This is a genomic window from Zhongshania aliphaticivorans (genome assembly GCF_902705855.1).
Lineage (GTDB): Bacteria > Pseudomonadota > Gammaproteobacteria > Pseudomonadales > Spongiibacteraceae > Spongiibacter > Spongiibacter aliphaticivorans_B.
Window position 1 is genome coordinate 101,155 of the sequence record NZ_CACSIJ010000013.1, and the last position, 19,305, is coordinate 120,459.

The 19,305-nt window shown below is 48.5% G+C and carries 14 protein-coding genes; 8 read left to right on the forward strand and 6 right to left on the reverse strand.

Annotation, left to right across the window (positions count from 1 at the left end; translation table 11 throughout):
• Positions 1-83: 83 nt before the first annotated feature.
• The 4 genes from GVJ32_RS10140 to GVJ32_RS10155 all read right to left on the reverse strand — a co-directional run bounded on the left by GVJ32_RS10140 (position 84) and on the right by GVJ32_RS10155 (position 3,441).
• Positions 84-305 carry a DUF3820 family protein gene (locus GVJ32_RS10140; protein ID WP_159239949.1) on the reverse strand — a complete coding sequence of 74 codons (222 nt, stop codon included), beginning with the start codon at positions 303-305 and terminating at the stop codon, positions 84-86.
• A complete protein-coding gene (locus GVJ32_RS10145; protein WP_159239950.1) occupies positions 295-951 on the reverse strand; it encodes a TetR family transcriptional regulator in 657 nt (218 codons plus the stop codon). The genes GVJ32_RS10140 and GVJ32_RS10145 overlap by 11 nt, the downstream gene beginning before the upstream one ends.
• Positions 952-1,116: 165 nt before the next feature.
• The gene (locus tag GVJ32_RS10150; RefSeq protein WP_159239951.1) at positions 1,117-2,241 is read right to left on the reverse strand and encodes a fatty acid desaturase family protein; all 1,125 of its coding nucleotides are present in this window, start codon (positions 2,239-2,241) and stop codon (positions 1,117-1,119) included.
• 54 nt (positions 2,242-2,295) lie between these two features.
• Positions 2,296-3,441: a ferredoxin reductase gene (locus GVJ32_RS10155; protein WP_159239952.1), complete on the reverse strand. Its 1,146-nt coding sequence runs from the start codon at positions 3,439-3,441 to the stop codon at positions 2,296-2,298.
• Positions 3,442-3,810: 369 nt separating this feature from the next.
• Between GVJ32_RS10155 and nadA the strand changes: the two genes are divergently transcribed.
• On the forward strand, positions 3,811-4,854 hold the full coding sequence (nadA, locus tag GVJ32_RS10160; RefSeq protein ID WP_159239953.1) for a quinolinate synthase NadA: 1,044 nt from the start codon (positions 3,811-3,813) through the stop codon (positions 4,852-4,854).
• A gap of 65 nt (positions 4,855-4,919) precedes the next feature.
• Here nadA and GVJ32_RS10165 read toward each other — a convergent pair whose 3' ends face one another.
• Positions 4,920-6,353, reverse strand: a complete 1,434-nt coding sequence (locus GVJ32_RS10165) for a M48 family metalloprotease (RefSeq protein ID WP_235035121.1) — start codon at positions 6,351-6,353, stop codon at positions 4,920-4,922.
• A 258-nt stretch (positions 6,354-6,611) separates the two neighbouring features.
• Here GVJ32_RS10165 and GVJ32_RS10170 point away from each other — a divergent pair, with 258 nt between their 5' ends.
• From GVJ32_RS10170 to GVJ32_RS10195, 6 genes are all read left to right on the forward strand, one after another.
• Entirely contained in the window at positions 6,612-6,842 is a 231-nt protein-coding gene (locus GVJ32_RS10170) for a sulfurtransferase TusA family protein (protein ID WP_159239955.1), read from the forward strand.
• Positions 6,843-6,884: 42 nt separating this feature from the next.
• The gene (locus GVJ32_RS10175) at positions 6,885-7,970 is read left to right on the forward strand and encodes an AI-2E family transporter (protein ID WP_159239956.1); all 1,086 of its coding nucleotides are present in this window, start codon (positions 6,885-6,887) and stop codon (positions 7,968-7,970) included.
• Positions 7,971-8,006: 36 nt separating this feature from the next.
• A complete protein-coding gene (locus GVJ32_RS10180) occupies positions 8,007-10,841 on the forward strand; it encodes an insulinase family protein (RefSeq protein ID WP_159239957.1) in 2,835 nt (944 codons plus the stop codon).
• 385 nt (positions 10,842-11,226) lie between these two features.
• The gene (aceE, locus tag GVJ32_RS10185; protein WP_159240331.1) at positions 11,227-13,872 is read left to right on the forward strand and encodes a pyruvate dehydrogenase (acetyl-transferring), homodimeric type; all 2,646 of its coding nucleotides are present in this window, start codon (positions 11,227-11,229) and stop codon (positions 13,870-13,872) included.
• 20 nt (positions 13,873-13,892) lie between these two features.
• The gene (locus tag GVJ32_RS10190) at positions 13,893-15,539 is read left to right on the forward strand and encodes a dihydrolipoyllysine-residue acetyltransferase (RefSeq protein WP_159239958.1); all 1,647 of its coding nucleotides are present in this window, start codon (positions 13,893-13,895) and stop codon (positions 15,537-15,539) included.
• A gap of 427 nt (positions 15,540-15,966) precedes the next feature.
• Complete coding sequence (locus tag GVJ32_RS10195) at positions 15,967-16,401, forward strand: SRPBCC domain-containing protein (RefSeq protein ID WP_159239959.1); 435 nt, start codon at positions 15,967-15,969, stop codon at positions 16,399-16,401.
• 16 nt (positions 16,402-16,417) lie between these two features.
• Here the strand turns inward: GVJ32_RS10195 and GVJ32_RS10200 are convergent, their stop codons facing one another.
• A complete protein-coding gene (locus tag GVJ32_RS10200; RefSeq protein WP_159239960.1) occupies positions 16,418-17,065 on the reverse strand; it encodes a response regulator transcription factor in 648 nt (215 codons plus the stop codon).
• Between the two features lie 114 nt (positions 17,066-17,179).
• Here GVJ32_RS10200 and GVJ32_RS10205 point away from each other — a divergent pair, with 114 nt between their 5' ends.
• Complete coding sequence (locus tag GVJ32_RS10205; RefSeq protein ID WP_159239961.1) at positions 17,180-19,273, forward strand: sensor histidine kinase; 2,094 nt, start codon at positions 17,180-17,182, stop codon at positions 19,271-19,273.
• The last annotated feature ends 32 nt before the right edge of the window (positions 19,274-19,305 follow it).

Genomic DNA, 19,305 nt, shown 5'->3' on the forward strand with positions numbered 1-19,305 from the left:
GTACGATTATTTCAGAAGGCTTGACCATCATTCCGTCAATCCCCTTATTAAATTCGCCGCTGCTGGGTTTGTAATAAAGATATTTAGCGTAGCAATGGCCTTAACATGTTTTCTAGGCCATTGAGTTTTATCTCATACATCAGTGCTAATTGATCGCCGAGTTTACCTGCCGGAAATCCCTGTTTGTGAAACCACACTAAATAGGGTTCTGGCAGTTCTAATAATTTCCTTCCCTTGTATTTTCCGAAAGGCATAACTTGATTTACGGCATCTATTAATAGTTGCGGATCTTGGTCAAGCGTCATTATTCATCTCTTTGCTGTGCCAGGCATTTGCGCCAAGTGCAATGAGTCGGAGTTGCTTTTCTGCTTTTTTAATTAGCTCGGCATCGTCTTCACCACGCGGCCTGCCCATTAGCTGTTGAGTGACGATTTGGATCATTGAGCCGATCATCAAACTCGCCAACATTTGTAAGTCTTCTTCGCTCCAATTATCGCTACTTACCAATCTGGCCAAATCGCTAGCGAGTTCGACTTCAAGTTGTTTGAACTCAGCGTTAATCGCATTGCGGATGACCGCTACGCCGCCAGAAGCCTCTCTACTAATAAACTGAAACTGGCGCCGATGTGCGCGCACATAAGTGACAAAGGTTTCTACCGAGCGGCGAATAATGAGCTCTTCAGGTATGGGGTTGGCCCGCACCGTAATGAGCATGGCGCGTAGCGTGCTGAAGGATGAGGTAACTAATTCGAGGCCTAGGCTATCCATGTCGGGAAAGTGCCGGTAAAACGCGCCGGGGGTAATTCCAATTTCGCGGGTTACTTCACGCAGGCTGATGCCGTCGAAACTCTTATCGCGGTTGATCAATTCTAGTACGGCCTCGAGCAGTGCCTGCCGTGTATTGATGAGGGTATCGCCGTGGCTGCGATGACGCTTTTGTGGACGACTCATAGAGTTGCTTAACCTTGGTCGGGAATTATCGCATCGCGTATTGAGGGGAAATCCCACTAAGTTCACGGTTCGGGATGTCAGTCGCGCTGCTCAGAATATAGTAAGCAAGTTTACAAGCCCTCGCTGGATGTGGCCAGCGAAGGATGTGGTGGGATGGTATTGCTATTACGCGGTGATCGACGTTTGAGAGCCACGGGGCGGTAAGGCCAGTTTGAATATTTTTGCCCAAACCGAAGCGTACTGGCTCCACAGTGGGCCGGTGTTATATGGAATATCGTATTTATTGCAGACCTTGCGTACTTCTAGCGCCATTTCAGCGTAGCGGTGCGCAGGAACATCGGGAAACAGATGGTGTTCGATCTGGTGAGACAAGTTTCCGCTCATGATATGAAAGAGCTTGCCGCCCTCGATGTTTGCAGAGCCAAGTAGTTGGCGGTAATACCAATGACCTTGAGTCTCGTTTTCACATACATGGGCGGGGAAGGTATGGACTTCTGCGGGGAAGTGTCCGCAGAAAATAATGGTGAAGGTCCAGATATTTCTAATGATATTTGCTACCGCATTCGCGGCCATAACAATAGGGAATAGTGGGCCAGCAAGGGCGGGAAATAGAATGAAGTCTTTTCCCCAAATTTGCGCGGTTTTACCCAAGGATTGTTTTAGTTTGGGCCAGGTTTCACGAAATGTTTTTCTGCCTGAACGCAGGCTGTCCACTTCTACATCGTGCAATGCCACGCCCATATCGAAAAATAGCATTAGCAATGTTGCATGAATTGGATTGCCTAAATATGTGGGATGCCATTTCTGTGCAGGATCCATACGTAGAATGCCATAGCCAATATCGCGGTCTTTACCCAATATATTGGTGTAGGTGTGATGTTCGTAATTATGGGAATGTGCCCATTGTTCACTCGGGCAATTGGTGTCCCAATCATAGAATTTAGAATGAAAGCGTGGATCGCCCATCCAGTCATATTGACCGTGAATAATATTGTGGCCAATTTCCATATTGTCGAGAATTTTGGCAATTCCAAGCCCAATACTACCGGCGCAGATGAGTAACCAAAACATGGGCCAACTTGCCAATGCTAGGCCAAGTGACGGTAAAAACGGCAGGGCAGCATATATGCTGATTCTAGAACTTATTGCGAGCCCGCGCTGAAATGCGACAATACGCTTGATATAGTTTGCGTCTCTGGTGCCGCGCTGACTCAGTGCCTGTTGTTTTATGGCGCCTATCTCTTCGCCGAAAGAGTCGAGTTGTTCGGCGCTTAATGTATGTTGTTTCATAGCCTTTCTCCAAAAAGAGGTGCTAGTGTTTGTGTGGGTGGCTGGTGTGGATCACTACAGCGACAGGCTGACATCGCCAAGTGGCTGTGAAATACACAAGCGAATATGTTCTTCGCCGTGACTAATCTCCCCCGTGCTGATATTGCGAACACTGCCGCTGGTTTTTAAACAGCTACAGGTATGACAAATCCCCATTCGGCAGCCAGACTGGGGGCTTAGGCCAGCATCTTCGGCTTGCTCCAATAGGCTGCGGCCATCGTTGGTCACCATCGATTGGCTTTGATTAAATGCAATGTCGCCACCGGCTTCACCATGGAGATGCACCGCAGTTGCCGCCTTGAAGCGCTCGCTGTGTAATTTGTCTTTAAGACCCAATAGTTCGTACTCGGACTGCACCGCATTAATTAATTGCTCCGGCCCGCATACATAGCTAAGGGGTATCGTAAGGGATCTTGTTTGTTCTACTAATGCAGGGTTAAGGCTTAATGCTTTCAGAAGATGTTGCTGATTAAAATGGCCCTGTAATGCGTGCTTTGCTTGGGAATCATTTCTGCTGTAAACCATTAACAAGGAAAAGTTGAGATGCTGCAGAGCTAATTCTTCTAAGCGCTCTCTAAAAATACAGCTATTACAATCGCGGCTGTAATAGAGGAGGGTGATTACTCCGCTGTGTTGATGTTCAAGCAGGGTGTCTATCATGGCCATTATGGGTGTAATGCCGCTGCCTCCAGCAATAAATAGCAGCGCAGTGGGGATTTGAGCGGGCAGTACGAAATCACCCTGCGCTAGCGAAATCGCAATGCGGTCGCCCACTTTTAGCTGGGTGTTGAGATAGTGCGAGATAAACCCGTCATGATGATCTTTAACGGTGATACGCGGTTTGCGTGTATAGGCACTGCGGCTGAGGGAATAGCAGCGATTGTGCTGGCGACCGTCTATTTCGACGTGCACTTGAATAAATTGACCGGCTTGAAAATGTGTCCACTCACCGTTGGGCGATAGTTCGATACTAACTGAGTCGTCAGTTTCCCGCGTGATGCTGGTGATACGCGCTGGAATACGAGTGTTATCCAGCGACCACATAGGGTTGATGACTTCAAGGTAGCGACCAATACCGTGTGGCGCGGCGAGTGCATTGATTAGCGGTGTGTCGACGATACGACGCCAAGCACTGCGGGCTGTTGTTGTGGCGCGGCTCATATCCTTTCCTTTATTTCTGAAAATTTGTGTACTGGCTCACGTCGGAATCAGTCTTTAGTGAACGTTTGTGCACAATAGGCTTGTCATAATCTTTTGTCAACAGTTGTTCACTTAAGTTTAGGGGAGCAGGTAACGCTGAAGATACCCGATGATATTTTATAAGGTGTTGAAATTTATATGTTTTATTTCTTGTTATGGGGTTTGAATGTCTGAATGATTTTTTCGATAGGTATGAATGTGATTTTTTAACAGCAGTTATTTTTCACTTTGCTAGATAGCGGTTCTTGGTAAGGAGCTAAGCGCTGGGATTGCTTCTAGCAATTCTGTTAAACTGCGCGACCCCAGTATCCGTGACAAAGAGATAGAGTTATGGCGGAACAAGCTTCAGCGCAACAGGTGGTTCGCGAACATTTGGCGCAGTTGCATGAGCAGCCCAAAGTTCCTGCAGAAGAGCGGGCGGCCTTGCGTGAAAAAATTAAGCGTCTGCTTGTTGAGCGCAATGCGGTCTTAGTGGCGCATTATTACACTGACCCCGAAATTCAGGCTCTTGCTGAGGAGACGGGTGGTTGTGTATCTGACTCTTTAGAAATGGCGCGCTTTGGGCGCGATCATGATGCCTCGACGCTGGTGGTGGCAGGCGTTAAATTTATGGGCGAAACCGCTAAGATATTGTCCCCTGAAAAGCGCGTATTAATGCCGACTTTAGAGGCCACCTGCTCTTTAGATATTGGTTGCCCAATCGATGAGTTTTCTGCATTTTGCGACGAGCACCCCGACCGCACCGTCGTGGTTTATGCAAACACCTCAGCCGCAGTAAAAGCCCGTGCAGATTGGGTGGTGACTTCTAGTATTGCTTTAGACGTGGTGGATTACCTAGACGGCGAAGGGCAAAAAATACTCTGGGCCCCCGACAAGCATTTGGGTGATTACGTTCGCAGAGAGACCGGCGCTGATGTATTGCTATGGGATGGCGCCTGTATTGTTCACGAAGAATTTAAAGCCCAAGGTATTCTTGATCTGAAAAAGGTCTACCCAGATGCGGCGGTATTGGTGCATCCAGAGTCTCCCGCAAGTGTGGTTGCCTTGGCAGATATGGTGGGTTCGACAACTCAAATTATTAATGCCGCCCGTGACCTGCCGAATAAGCAGATGATCGTCGCAACAGATCAAGGGATTTTTTATAAGCTCCAGCAACAGGTGCCAGATAAGGAATTTCTTATTGCGCCCACTGCGGGTAGCGGTGCAACCTGTCGTAGCTGTGCAAACTGCCCGTGGATGGCGATGAATGCCTTAGATAATTTGGCCGCAGTGCTTGAAAGCGGGACAATCGAGGTGTTTGTTGATCCTGCATTAGGCTTAGAGGCCATGAAACCATTAACGCGCATGCTTGATTTTGCGGCGGGTAAGCGTTAATCGTGTGACGTATATTGAAATAAAAACGCCGCTAATTTAGCGGCGTTTTTATTTCAAGCATGAATTTATAACTGCTTCAATTTTTCTTCCATATCGGCAATGTCCTTTAGCCGCTTTCTGATTCGGCTTTGCTCAATATGATTGCTGCCGGTGCGGTCGTAACCATAGCGCAGCTGTTGCTTGGCTCGCTCAAATTGGCCAACAAGAATAAAGTACTCCGCGCGGGCAAGGTGTACGCCTAGAATATTCCCTGCTAAACCACGCACTTCGGCTAGGCGATACCAAAGATGCGGGTCGTCGGGGCGACGCTGAGACTGCTTGCTCAATAGCTGGTCAGCTTCATCGTAGCGATTGGCGTCTTGCAAGGCGTCGGCCAGTTTCATTGTATAGGGGTTGTTGCCGGGGCTAATCGCCAGTTGTTTGCTGAGCATGGCGATGGCCTTGTCGTATTCTTTCTTGCCAATGAGTATGTCCGCTTCGGCAATGCGATAGGCAATGCGGCCGCCGTCGTCTTTTAGCAGGGGGGCGAGCTTTTCGCGGGCTTCATCCCAGCGCTCTAGCTTGATTAGGGCAATCACCACGCCGTAGCGATGGGCTTCACCGTTAACTCCAGAGCTGCCGGACCAGTTTTTAAGTTGATCTTCGGCGTTATTGCTGTGAAACAGCGTGGCGCGCATTTTCATCAGCTGATAATTGAGGTTGTCGGTATAGACCTTACGCGGATATTGACGAGCGCGGTTTTTGCTGTCGGCGACGCGGCTATCGGTCAGCGGGTGAGTTAGTAAAAACTCAGGGGGTTTAGAGCGGGCGTAGCGTAGGTTTTTGCCCATGTTTTCGAACATGCTTGGCACGCCGTTAGGGTCCAGGCCAGTTTTAGCCAAGGTTTCCATGCCTAGCCGATCCGCTTCTTGCTCATTTTGACGGCTGAAACGCAATTGACTGTCTAGCGCTGCGGCCTGCGTTGCAGTAATGGCGGCTATGCCGGCATCTGCCCCGGCAGTAGCGGCAAGCACCACGCCAGCGAGCAACCCCGCTAGAGTCGGTATGGTATTTTGCGCGGACTTGTCTAATGAGCGGGTGAAATGGCGTTGGCTAATGTGGGCTATCTCGTGGGCGAGTACGCCGGCGAGCTGAGATTCGTTGTCGGTGTTTAGGAATAAGCCGCTGTGTACGCCGATGACGCCACCCGGTACAGCAAAGGCATTGATCGTCGGGTTATCGACAACGACGGTTTCCAAACGTCGATCTTTTAATTCACTGTTAGATACCAAGCGATAAAGCAGCGATTCAATATAATCCTGCATTAGCGGATCATCGATGGTTTTTACACTATTGCGGAACATTTTGAGCCACATCCTGCCCAAGTCGTGCTCTTGTTGAGCCGAGTAGCGCGATGCAGTCACGTCCCCAAGGTCAGGTAAATTAGTGGATGGGCTGTTGTCTGCGAGGCTAATGCCTGCAGTGAGTAATAAACCAATACCGAGCAGTTGTTTAAACACAGTCAATCTTATATACCTTGCATCGCGAAAATAGTGCGGTCTTTAATCATACTAGAGCGCTTAGCCTATGACCTTCTTATTCATTAAAAGTGCTTGCTTATGTAGGTGTAAATTATTGTTCAAGTTAGGCTGCGACGTGATCCCTTGGGGCGCTCGACGTCGCAGGCTATACTAGGGGCCAACGGCGCTTGGGCATTGGCTTTAGACGTGCTTGAATTTTAGCAGGCCTCATTATTTTATCGTTTTGATACGGAAACTATGACTGATATTAATGTCTTTTTGGATGCCGCAGGCCTAGATTGCCCGCTGCCGCTATTAAAAGCAAAGCAGGCCTTAAATCGTATGGCCAGTGGCGAAGTACTTGAAGTGTTAGCGACCGATGCCGGTTCTGTGCGGGATTTTGAGGTATTTGCCAAGCAAAGCGGCAATACTTTGCTATTGAGCGAAGATAACGCTGGCATCTATCGCTATCTCTTTGAAAAGAAGTAACACTGCCCGACTCACGTCACCAACCTTATAGGAATCTCAGTTATGCTGGGTATTGTTCGTTCATGGTTTGACCGCCTGTTCGCAGAAGAAGAAACCGTGGTATTGCTGCTGTTGATTGGCGCGTGTTTTTTGCTAATGGTGACGCTGGGTAATGTGTTGGTGCCCATTGTTGCCAGCATTGTCTTGGCGTTTATGATGCAAGGTATTATTGCTCGCCTCAGTAATATGGGCATGTCCCGCTGGCTGACGATTGCAATTACTTACTTGGTTTTTGTCAGTATTTTCTTTGGCGTTTTAGTTGTTCTGCTGCCGCTGGTTTGGCAGCAGTTGACGAACCTTTTTCAAGAATTACCCACCATGCTGCGTAAGCTTCAGCAGCTTTTACTATTGCTCCCACAGCGCTCAGAAATGTTTACCGAGCAGCAAATTCGTGACTGGATGGCCCTCGCCAGCAAAGAATTAGGCTCGGTTGGGCAGTATTTGCTGTCATTTTCTATTGCGCAGCTTCCGAATGTTGTTGGTTTGATTATTAACATCATCCTTATCCCGATTCTGGTGTTTTTCTTTTTGAAAGATAAAGAGGCCATACTGTCTTGGCTGGCGAGTTTTTTACCTGGACGGCGGCCCTTATTAAGCGCCGTTTGGGCGGAAATGAATGTTCAGGTTGCCAACTATGTTCGCGGTAAAGCGGTAGAGATTGTCATAGTCGGTTTTGTTTCTTATGTCGCCTTTATTGTGATTGGCTTGAACTATTCAGCCTTGCTGGCTTTGGCGGTTGGGCTTTCGGTGGTTATTCCCTATATTGGCGCGGCGGTGGTTACGCTGCCGGTATTACTTGTGGGCTTTATTCAATGGGGCTGGGGAGGGGAGTTTTTCACCCTGTTTATTGTCTACAGCGTGATTCAAGGACTCGACGGCAATGTCTTGGTGCCGCTGTTGTTTTCAGAAGCAGTGAATATGCATCCTGTGGCGATTATTGTTGCGGTATTAGTCTTTGGTGGTTTTTGGGGGATTTGGGGGGTGTTTTTTGCTATCCCATTGGCAACCCTAGTGAAGGCAATTTTATATGCGTGGCCGCGCCCCAAAGTGGCGGGAGAGAACGCGACGGATATGCTGGCCGACGAATAATAGAGAAAAAACATTCAACGTGGTGAAGGAAGGTTTGTGAAATATTTGAAATCAGTGGCTTTGTTTGTCCTCATTTTTCAGTTGGCAGCCTGCAGTTGGTTGAATTTAGGCGATGCTAGCGAAGAAGTATTAAAACCCGTCAGTGACCAGCGTGAATATCGCTATTTAGAGCTTGAAAATGGCCTGCGGGTTATGCTGATTTCAGATGCGGGGGCCGACAAAGCCGCCGCATCCTTAGATGTTAATGTGGGTAGCCGCCAAGACCCCAAAGATTATCAAGGCTTGGCGCACTTTTTAGAGCACATGTTGTTTTTGGGTACAGAAAAATATCCAGAGGCTGGTGCCTATCAGGCATATATCACTGCCCATGGTGGCAGTCATAACGCCTTCACCAGTTTTGAGCACACCAATTACTTTTTTGATATTAGCGCCGATTCTTTAGAGCCGGCACTGGATCAATTTGCCCAGTTTTTTGTGGGGCCACTGTTTAACGCAGAGTATGTGCAGCGTGAAGTGAATGCGGTGAACTCAGAGTATCGCGCTCGTATACGCGACGATCAGCGCCGAGAGTTGGCGGTGTTTAAGTCACAGCTAAATCAAGAACATCCTTTCGCCAAATTTTCGGTAGGTAATCTCGATACCTTGCACAGCAGCGAAGAGGCTGCACTGCGGGAGCAGTTGCTGAGTTTTTATCGTAAGAATTACTCCGCCAATATCATGACGCTGACGGTAATTGGTCGTGAGTCCCTAGCTGATTTAGAGGCTCTTGTACGACCTAAATTCAGTGTTGTTAAAAACCGCAGTCGCGATTTGGCAGCTATCGATGTGCCCCTATTTAAAGTTGGTGATTTACCTCGTTGGATAAATATTCAGCCTGTGCAAAATCGACGCTCCTTGTCAGTTAACTTTCCGGTGCCGGATGCGGAGCAATACTGGCGCAGCAAGCCCTTGAACTACATCGGCAATATTCTCGGTCATGAAGGCGGTGGCAGCTTGCTGTCGGTGCTTAAAGCGCGGGGTTGGGCAGACAGCTTGAGCGCAGGGCAGAGCTTTGATTATCAGGGCGGTGCACTGTTTGGTGTTGATGTTTCCTTAACTGACACTGGTCTCAAGCATGTAGATGAGATCGTTGGCTTGATATACGAGAGCATTGCTCAGTTACGTGGCAGCGGCATTGATGCGTGGCGTTTTGAGGAGCAGGCGGGTTTAGCCAAACAGCAGTTTATGTTTAGGGCCCAAAATGCACCGATCAATGAAGTGGTGCAGCTGTCTATGGCGTTGCAGAAATTTCCTGCCCAAGAGTTACTGCGTGGGCCGTATTTGATGGATGACTATCGGCCTGACGTGTTAAAAGAATTTTTAGCGGTGATGACGCCAGAAAATAGCTACATCAGCTTGGTGGCACCGGATGTGAGTGTCGATGCCGAGATTGCTCGCTATCAAGTTAATTACGGCCAGCGTGAAGTCAGCACCGAGCAATTAAGTGCCTTGACCAAAAGCGACACCGCAGGTCTTGGCTTGCCGGTAAAGAATAACTTTGTCGCCTCTGATTTTAGCCTCAAAACTGGCGGAGAATCTGCGCCTAAGCTATTGGCCAGTGCGCCGATTGAGTTGTGGCTGAATACCGACGATGTATTTGAATTGCCGAAGGGGCGAGTGTATTTGTTACTCGAATCTGATGACGCCGTGGCGGACGCAGAGCACCGCGCAAAAAGTGATTTATGGCTGCGCATGGTGAAAGATCAGCTTAATGAACTGGCATATCCCGCCCAGTTAGCAGGTTTAGATTTTGACGTGTCGGTAGGTTGGCGCGGTATTCAAATCAGCGTTGGTGGCTTCAATCAGAAGCAGGGCGAATTACTGGGTGAGTTATTGGCGGTATTGAAAGCCCCAGAATGGCAGCAAAGTCGCTTTTCAAGATTGAAGGCGCAACGCCTTCGTCAGTTTGAGAATGCTCGTCGTCAATCACCTTATCAGCAGGTGGTTGCTGAATTACCCCGCATGTTGAATAGCGAGACACCGGGTTTGGTGGAGCACGAGGACGCTACTCAGGCTGCTGATATGGCCGCCGTTGCCGAGCATGTGAAATCAGTGATGAAAAATCTGCATTTACGTATGCTGGTAGATGGCAACTTTAACGAGGCTGACGCCAAGGCTCTGACTGAGGTGGTCACGACAGCGCTGCCAAATGCAGTAGACACACGGTCGCCGGCGCAGTTTGTGACGCAATTGACTGCAGGAACGTCGGTGCGAAAAATTGCTGCGGAGCATGACGACAGCGCGGTGCTCTTATATGTGCAAAGTGCGGTTAAGGGCATGGAGGCGCGGGTGGCAATGGGCCTAACAGCGCAGATGATGAGCGCGGATTTCTATCATAAATTACGTACTGAAAAACAGTTGGGTTATGTCGTTAGCGCCAGTGTTTATCCTCAGCGTGAAGTTGCCGGTATGATCTTTTTGGTGCAGTCACCGGTGCTTGATCCCGCCGCGGTTCAGGGCGAGATCAATGCATATATTCAGCAGTGGCTAGCCACAGGTGTAGACGAAGCAAGTTTTAATAAGCATAAGGCTAGCTTGTTGCTACGTCTTGCGGAGCAGCCAGAAAATTTATGGGACGCCGCCGCCCGCCACTGGCAGGATTTGCTGGACGACTACCCCAAGTTTAATAGCCGAGAATTACTGGTCGAGGCTTTAGAAGGTTTGAGCTACAGCGACTGGCTTGCGGCGACCCAGCGCGATTTTGCGGCGGACAAGCAGCGCGCTTTGCTGGTGTATAACGCAGGTAAATGGCCAGAGTCGATTCCTGCTGGAAAGGCGAGTGGCGAGCCTGCTAAGTTTAAGGCCGGCTTACCCGCTTATCGCTTTGAGTAATTTGAAGATAATGGCTTACAGGGTGTAAGCCATTGTTTTTGATGCATTCTATGATGATGTTGTAATAGTTTATTCATATAAAAAATAGTTTCATTTAGTTGATTTATGCATAAAAAGCTGTGAGAATTTCCGTCGCCCAAATCTGTAAACCAGATCTTGGGCGTAGGTAAAAATTCCTGTATTCGGGTGTTCGTAGGCTCAAAAGGCTCGCGTTTTGCCCAACTAGGCCAGGTGATAACCGTCACTCACAGGCTGATTCCAAGCACCCGGAGCTGATCGCTCTCCGGTGAGTCAGTTGTAAGCGGAACACATCCAAGCTCAATGCTTGCTGGTCTGGACAGCCCACTGTATTGGTAAAGGACTGTGTATGTATCAAGACCATGATTTGCGTGAAGACTTAGATCCCCAAGAAACCCAAGAGTGGCTAGAAGCCCTCGATGGCGTATTAAAAAATGGTGGTCGGGCGCGCACTGCATTTTTGATGAAAAGACTGGCCAAGCACGCAACACGTGCCGGCACCGAGCTTCCCTCTGCAATTACCACCTCATTCCGCAATACCATCGAACCGAATAACGAACGCCGTATGCCAGGCGATTTGTTTATGGAACGTAAAATTCGCTCGATGATTCGCTGGAATGCCTTGGCGATGGTGATGCGCGCCAACGATAATAACGAGGGCTTGGGCGGTCATATTTCGAGCTTTTCGTCCTCCGCAACCTTGTATGATGTGGGCTTTAACTATTTCTTCCGTGGCGGCGAAAAGGCCGATTTAATCTACTACCAAGGCCATAGCTCGCCGGGTATGTATGCGCGCTCCTATCTTGAGGGGCGTATTGATGAAACTCAGCTAGATAACTTCCGCCGCGAAGTCGACGGCAATGGTTTGTCGTCGTATCCACATCCTTGGTTAATGCCAGATTACTGGCAGTTCCCTACGGTGAGTATGGGGCTGGGGCCGATTCAGGCGATATACCAAGCACACGTAATGAAGTACCAACAAAGCCGCGGTTTGGTTGATCACGGCGACCGTAAGGTGTGGTGCTTTATGGGGGATGGCGAGAGTGACGAGCCAGAATCACTGGGATCTATCGCCTTGGCGGGGCGTGAAAGATTAGATAATTTAATTTTTGTTGTTAACTGTAATTTGCAGCGGCTGGATGGGCCGGTGCGTGGCAACGGCAAAATCATTCAGGAGCTGGAAGGTGTTTTCCGTGGTGCTGGCTGGAATGTCGTCAAAGTTATTTGGGGTCGACACTGGGATAAATTATTAGAAAAAGATACCACCGGCTTATTGCGTCGCCGAATGAATGAAGTGGTTGATGGCGAGCTACAAAACTATAAAGCCAATGGTGGTGCGTATACCCGTAAACATTTCTTTGGTAAATATCCAGAGCTGCTAGAGCTGGTAAAAGACCTGTCTGACGAAGATATTATGTATCTCAATCGCGGCGGTCACGACCCATACAAAGTTTACGCAGCCTATGCCCAGGCGATGGAAACCAAAGATCGTCCGACTGTGATACTAGCCATGACCGTGAAAGGTTATGGCTTGGGCGAGGGTGGCGAAGCGCAAAATGAAGCGCACTCGGTTAAAAAGCTCGATTTAGAAGAACTGAAAAAATTCCGCGACCGCTTCGGTGTGCCAATCAGCGACGATAATTTAAAGTCGGTGCCGTATTATCGCCCTGCAGAAGATAGCCCAGAAATGGTCTATATGCGCAAGCGCCGTGAAAAGCTAGGCGGTTACTTACCGGCTCGTCAGGCGGAGTTTGAAGCTGTAACAACACCAAGCTTAGATACATTTAGTGCCCAGTTAAAAGCCACCGGCAAGCGTGAAATTTCATCGACGATGGCTTTTGTTCGCATGCTGTCTAGCTTGGTGAAAGACAAGGAAGTAGGTTCTCGCATCGTACCAATTGTGCCGGATGAAGCTCGTACCTTCGGTATGGAGGGGATGTTCCGTCAGCTAGGTATTTACTCCTCTCAGGGTCAGCGTTATACACCGCACGACTCTGATCAAATCATGTATTACAAAGAAGACAAGCAGGGCCAAATTCTCGAAGAGGGGATTACCGAGGCTGGTGCATTTTCTGCGTGGTTGGCGGCGGCGACCTCCTATAGCAACCATCATTACCCGATGATTCCGTTTTACATTTTCTATTCAATGTTTGGTTTTCAGCGGATTATGGATCTTGCTTGGGCGGCGGGTGATTCGCAGGCGCGGGGCTTCTTGATTGGCGCTACTGCCGGTCGCACTACTCTGAACGGTGAGGGCTTGCAGCATCAAGACGGTCATAGCCATTTGATGGCAAATATGATTCCAAACTGTATTTCATATGACCCAACCTACTCCCACGAGCTAGCCGTAATTATTCAAGACGGTATGCGGCGCATGTATCAAGACAAGGAAAACGTTTATTACTACGTAACCGTAATGAACGAAAATTACGCCCATCCCGATATGCCAGAGGGCTGTGTAGAAGGCATCATAAAGGGCTTGTATTGTCTTGCGCCATCGGAGGTTAAAAAGCCAAAACTAAAAGTGCAGCTAATGGGCTCTGGCACCATTTTGCGCGAAGTAGAAGCGGCGGCAGTAATTCTAAAATCTGATTACAAAGTAGAGGCCGATATTTGGAGTGCGACCAGTATTAACCTGTTGCGCCGCGACGGTTTGGATTGCGAACGCTGGAATATGATGCATCCAGAAAGTGACGCTCGCGTGCCGTATGTGACTGAGCAGTTGCGCGGCAAGCAGGGACCGGTTATTTGTGCAACAGACTATATTAAGTCCTATGGTGAGCAGTTGCGGCCTTATATTGAGGCGCGCTACGTGGTGCTGGGTACAGACGGTTATGGCCGTTCAGACACCCGCGCCAAACTGCGCCAGCACTTTGAAGTAGACCGCCAGTACATTGTTGTTGCGGCATTAAAAGCCTTGGCCGACGATGGACAGCTCGCTGCAAGCGAAGTGACAAAAGCAATTAAGGCTTTTGATTTAGATGTGGATAAATCGAATCCACTTTATCGCTAATAGTTTAGAAGGATTTTTTTGTGGCAAAAGAAACGGTAAAAATTCCTGACCTAGGTGGCGGTGAAGTTGATGTCATTGAGGTCTGTGTCAAGGTGGGTGATATCGTCGCCAAAGAAGACTCGTTGGTGGTATTAGAGTCTGATAAAGCGTCTATGGAAATCCCATCGCCAAAGGCCGGTAAAGTGCTAAGTATTAGCATTAAAGAAGGCAGCACGGTAAGTGAAGACGACGTCATTCTTGAAATAGAAGTAGAGGGTGAGGCGTCCTCAGAAGCTGCTGTGGAAGAAAAATCAGAGGCGGAAGTGACATCTGCGGCGGAAGCCGAGCAAGAAGCGGCACCATCAACAGCTGCGCCGGCGAAAAGTGAAAAGCCCGCTGCTGGCGGCCTGAAACGTGAAATGATCGAAGTGCCAGACATCGGCGCTAGCGATGGCATTGAGGTTATTGAGGTTTGTATTGCGGAGGGCGACGAGGTTGGCGAAGGTGATTCGCTGATTGTATTGGAGTCTGACAAAGCCTCAATGGAAGTGCCTTCACCCTATAGCGGTAAAATTGTGTCGGTGGCGATTAAGACCGGCGACAATGCGAAGCAGGGTACGGCTATTGCAGAAATTGAATATCAAACTACTGCGGAAGAGTCTGAAACCAATATTGATGCGGCAGACACGGCGCCAGAAAAAGCGCCAGAGAAACCCGCTCCGGTGCCAGAAAAATCTGCCCCTGCGGCGAGCAAGGTAGCTGAACCCTTTGTTCCCTCCGTTGTTAGCCACGCCGGCGTGTATGCGGGGCCAGCGGTGCGCAAATTGGCAAGGGAATTTGGTGTCGAGCTAGAGCAGGTAACAGGTACTGGGCCACGGAATCGAATCGTTAAAGAAGATCTGCAGCAATTTGTAAAAGATCTAGCGACGGGTAAAACGGCGACGGTTGGCTCGGGTATTCCTGCCATTCCAGAGGTCGACTTCAGCCAGTTTGGTGAAATTGACGTTCAGCCGATGACCAAACTGCATAAATTAACTGCGGCAAATATGCATCGTAGCTGGGTGAACTTGCCTCATGTGACACAGTTTGATGAAGTAGACATTAGCGAGCTGGAAGACTTCCGCGCCAGTGTTAAGAAAGAAAGCGAGCAGCGCGGCGTTAAGCTTACGCCATTGCCATTCTTACTGAAAGCGGCGGCACTCGCGTTGCGTACCTATCCTAAGTTTAATGCCTCGCTGAGTAGTGATGGCGAAAACATAGTCTTTAAAAGGTATGTCAATATTGGTATCGCTGTAGACACCCCTGCGGGTTTGGTGGTGCCAGTGATTCGCGATGTAGATAAAAAATCGCTGTGGGAGCTTGCCGCAGAATCTGCCGAGTTAGCGCAGAAAGCGAAGGATCGTAAACTCAAGCCCGCCGATATGCAGGGCGGCTGTTTTACTATTTCAAGCCTTGGCAATATTGGAGGCACCGGCTTTACCCCAATTATAAACGCGCCAGAAGTGGCGATTATGGGGGTGTCTAAACTAGCTGTGAAACCACTGTGGAATGGCAGTGAGTTTGTTCCTGCTAAAATGTTGCCGGTGTCATTGTCATACGATCACCGCGCTTTAAATGGTGTTGATGCTGGGCAGTTCTTTAGTTATATGGGTGAGCTGTTAACTGATATACGGCGCTTGTTGTTGTAAGGGCGTAGTAATTTCCTCATCGCAAAATCTAGCTAGAAAGGCTTTCTTTAAGAAAATCTTTCTAGCTAGTATTAAAGATAGTCAGGATAAAATACTTAATTTACAAACTTCTTCACTTCGTTTCTGCGGCAAAAGTGGCTAGATATATTTCAGTTTAACGATATATTAAGGCGGCCTGCTGCCGACGTCTGTGCCGATATTTTTTTGCGGACAAAGAGGCATAAGAATAGGAGAAGGGAAGGCGTATATTTCATCCTTGGTAACTGCGTTGGTAGTTCGAGCAGATACGGTTAGAGATACAAAATAATACGTCGTGGGGCAAAGGTTCGTATAAGGCTCCGAAACAAAATATGGCCCTTGATGTCTGTCGAGCCGGTGGAATGACATCTTGCGCAGCAGGAATCATAGTTACTCTGGAGTTATCGTTATGACTAAAGAAAGAACACTGCGCTCTTCTAGAACTTTGCCATTCTCACCTAAAGAAATATACGGGGCCTTTGCGTCTGCTGATTTACTTTCTAGGTGGTGGGGACCTGACGGTTTTTCTAATACTTTCGAGATTTTTGAGTTTACTTCAGGCGGTCGCTGGAAGTTTCAGATGCACGGCCCTGACGGCAAAAGTTATCTTAATGAAAGCTTTTTTGAGGAGCTTGTGCCTGATACCAAAGTTGTAATTCATCATGATTGCCCGCCACACTTCCGGCTTACAATTACGCTAACTTCTGTTAGTGACGGTACGCAGTTGACGTGGGAGCAGTTTTTTGACGACGCCGAAACTGCGCAAGCTGTCAAGCAGCGGGTTGGCTCCGCGAATGAGCAGAATATTGATCGCCTGACTCGTGTACTTAGCGAAAAGTGTTAATGGGGTATAGCATCCCTTACTTATTTCGACTAATTAGCCCCAGCTCCATCGCTTTTAAAGTGGCCTCCGCCCGCGAATTTATTTGTAGCTTGCGGTAAATTTCTTTTACGTAGCTGGCCACGGTATGGTGACTAAGTGATAGTGATTCAGCGGTGCTACGCACGCTGTAGCCGTGTGCAATTAGCGTGAGTACTTCTTTTTCGCGGGGTGTAATCTCTGCTTCGGGAGTGGCCTTTTGAGGCTGAAAAAAGCTCAGCATTCTACGTGCAATACTGGGTGACAGCGGTGGTTGGCCTTCGAGAATGCCTTTAAGACGGGTGGTGAACACAGCTTCGGTTTCGTCTTTGAGTAAATAGCCTGTCGCGCCGGCCTTGAGTGCGTCAAACAGGTGATTTGAATCGTCGAAAATGGTGGTAATGACACATTGGCAGCTGGGGTTAATCGTAAAAATATCGGCCATGATGCCTATGCCTGAGCCATCTGGTAGGCCAATATCTAATAAGGCTAACTGCGGCACCCAGTCGCTAATTGATGATTTGGCGCTGCTAATAGAGTTCGCGGTGCGAATGTCGGCCCCTTCAAAACAGTCAGCACATACGCGGTAGAGCCAGTCCGCTACGTCCGGTAGGTCTTCAACGATTAGTATATTTTGATAGAGGGTCAATCCTGCCTCGCCGTCTTTTATCTGTATGGAATATAAACAATAATAGTGCCTGAATATATCTACTGCGCACATCCCCTATTCGCGGGTGAGGCGATAAAAGCAAAAAGAGAAACCATGAATTTACAGCTTCGCATTGGCTTTGTTTTAAGCCTACTTGTACTGCTATTAGGCGCCGCATTCTATCTTAGTATAAATTTACCTGAGACGAGTGGCCATTTTTACGCCGATGAGGATCGCCTCATCTATCAAGAACAAGGCAAAGACGCCATTGCCATCAGCCACTTCATAAGCAGTGCCGGCGACATTGAAGCCGAACCTTTATTGCTTATTCCCGAACCAGACATTATCGAAACGTTTACTGATTTTAACCGTTTGATGTATGCGCATACCCTTTTGGGTAAAGAGGCAAAGTCAGGGATTTTACAGTTTATGAGTGTGGGTGGTGAATCGAATACGGTATTGATTCGCGACCGTCATATTGCAGATCTACCCTGGGATTTTTGGTTTCAGCTATTGGTGGCGACGGGGGTTTGGTTAATTGGTGGTGTGGTGTGGGCCGCACAGCCAAGCAAGGCAACGAGTTTATACGCCTTGACGGGGTTTTGTTTAACCATCGCCATAGTTACGGCCTCTGTTTACAGCACGCGCAGTTTGCTAATAGACGGGCAATTATTTCGTTATCTGTCTAATACCAATAGCTCTAACGCAATTTTATTTTCTTCTGCTTTAGCGTCTTTGCTTTGGTATTACCCCCAGCGTTTAGGGCGTTTTCCCGCCGTTTATCTTAGTTTTGCAGCGGGTGTCGCCGGCGCGGTAACCGTATTTTTTCAGATAGGCTCTGGGGCATCTGACGCCTATATATATACCTTGCTGATATATTTGGCAGCGATTGTATTTGCCGCTACCCAGTGGTTTTACACTCGCCACAAGCCGCTAGAACGCGCTGCACTACTATGGTTTTTGCTGGCGATATTTTTAGGGACGGGGTTATTCGCAGGCTTTCAGCTTATTCCTGCTGCATTGGGGAAGGAGTTACTCCTGCCACAGTCGGTTCTGTTTGCGGTCTTTTTGTTGATGTATGCCGGTATTGCTTTGGGGCTATTACGTTACCGACTATTTGATATCGAACGATGGTGGTTCGAAATTTGGAGTTGGCTGCTCGGCGGTATTGCCGTCATCTTGGTTGATTTGGCTTTGGTGTCCATTCCTGCTCTAGGTGAGACAGCGGCCTTATCTTTGGCGTTAGCCACGGTAGGCTGGATTTATTTTCCCTTGAGGCAGTGGTTTTGGACACGCTTTGTGAGTGTGCCGACGCGGAATTTGCAGAAGATTTTGCACAGTAGCATTCCCCTGTTTGTCGACATTCGCGAAGTCGGTGAGCTACGCCTGCTTTGGATACGGCTATTAGAAGATATATTTTCGCCTCTCAGTATTTCTCCGCTAGACAAAATGCTCGAGCATAGTGAGATTCGAGACGGTGGGCAGGTCTTAGCTGTCAGTGGTGTTTTTAACGAAAATCACTCCATAGAATTGACGATGCCTGAAAAAGGTCGCGGTCTATTTAATCGTGGGGATATCGCCATTATTGAATTGCTGCAGGCGCAGTTTAAAGTGGCGATATCTGCTGTTGAGGCGAGGGAGGAAGGTCGTTTCGCTGAGCGAGATCGTATTCGTCGTGATATTCATGACGATTTGGGAGCAAGATTGCTCACCTTACTGCACCGCAGTGCTGATAGTGAGCGGCCTTTGGTGCGTGAAGCAATAAAGGATTTGCGCTTGTTGCTTGAGGCGCTAGATATACCACCTCGTAGTCTTTCACAAATGTTAGCTGCATGGAGAGTGGAGTTTGAAGAGCGCTGTCAAAGCGCTGATGTTGAGTTGATATGGCAGCAAAGCGGTGAATATCCACTTAGTCTGCTAACGCCAGAATCGCAGCATCAATTGCAGCGCATTGCACGTGAGGCGGTTTCTAATGCCCTACGTCACGCGTCGCCGACGTATGTGGCTATAGCGATTGATTTGAGCGAAGCTTGTTTGTGTCTTTCGATCAAGAACGATGGATCGGTGATAGAAGGCGGTGCTGACGGTCGCGGGTTGTCAATTATGCGCCAGCGCATCATGGAATTGAACGGGCAGCTTAATATTCAGCTTGAAGAGGGCTGCTGGGTGGTTGATGTGTCAGTGGATATTTCAGGGATCATCGCCTAACACTATTTCCACAATGGTTAATACACTCCCCC

Excerpts from the sequence above, each read along its gene's own strand:
- GVJ32_RS10140 (WP_159239949.1), bottom strand. The coding sequence starts at position 305 with ATGACGCTTGACCAAGATCCGCAACTATTAATAGATGCCGTAAATCAA.
- GVJ32_RS10145 (WP_159239950.1), bottom strand. The coding sequence starts at position 951 with ATGAGTCGTCCACAAAAGCGTCATCGCAGCCACGGCGATACCCTCATC.
- GVJ32_RS10150 (WP_159239951.1), bottom strand. The coding sequence starts at position 2,241 with ATGAAACAACATACATTAAGCGCCGAACAACTCGACTCTTTCGGCGAA.
- GVJ32_RS10155 (WP_159239952.1), bottom strand. The coding sequence starts at position 3,441 with ATGAGCCGCGCCACAACAACAGCCCGCAGTGCTTGGCGTCGTATCGTC.
- nadA (WP_159239953.1), top strand. The coding sequence starts at position 3,811 with ATGGCGGAACAAGCTTCAGCGCAACAGGTGGTTCGCGAACATTTGGCG.
- GVJ32_RS10170 (WP_159239955.1), top strand. The coding sequence starts at position 6,612 with ATGACTGATATTAATGTCTTTTTGGATGCCGCAGGCCTAGATTGCCCG.
- GVJ32_RS10175 (WP_159239956.1), top strand. The coding sequence starts at position 6,885 with ATGCTGGGTATTGTTCGTTCATGGTTTGACCGCCTGTTCGCAGAAGAA.
- GVJ32_RS10195 (WP_159239959.1), top strand. The coding sequence starts at position 15,967 with ATGACTAAAGAAAGAACACTGCGCTCTTCTAGAACTTTGCCATTCTCA.
- GVJ32_RS10205 (WP_159239961.1), top strand. The coding sequence starts at position 17,180 with ATGAATTTACAGCTTCGCATTGGCTTTGTTTTAAGCCTACTTGTACTG.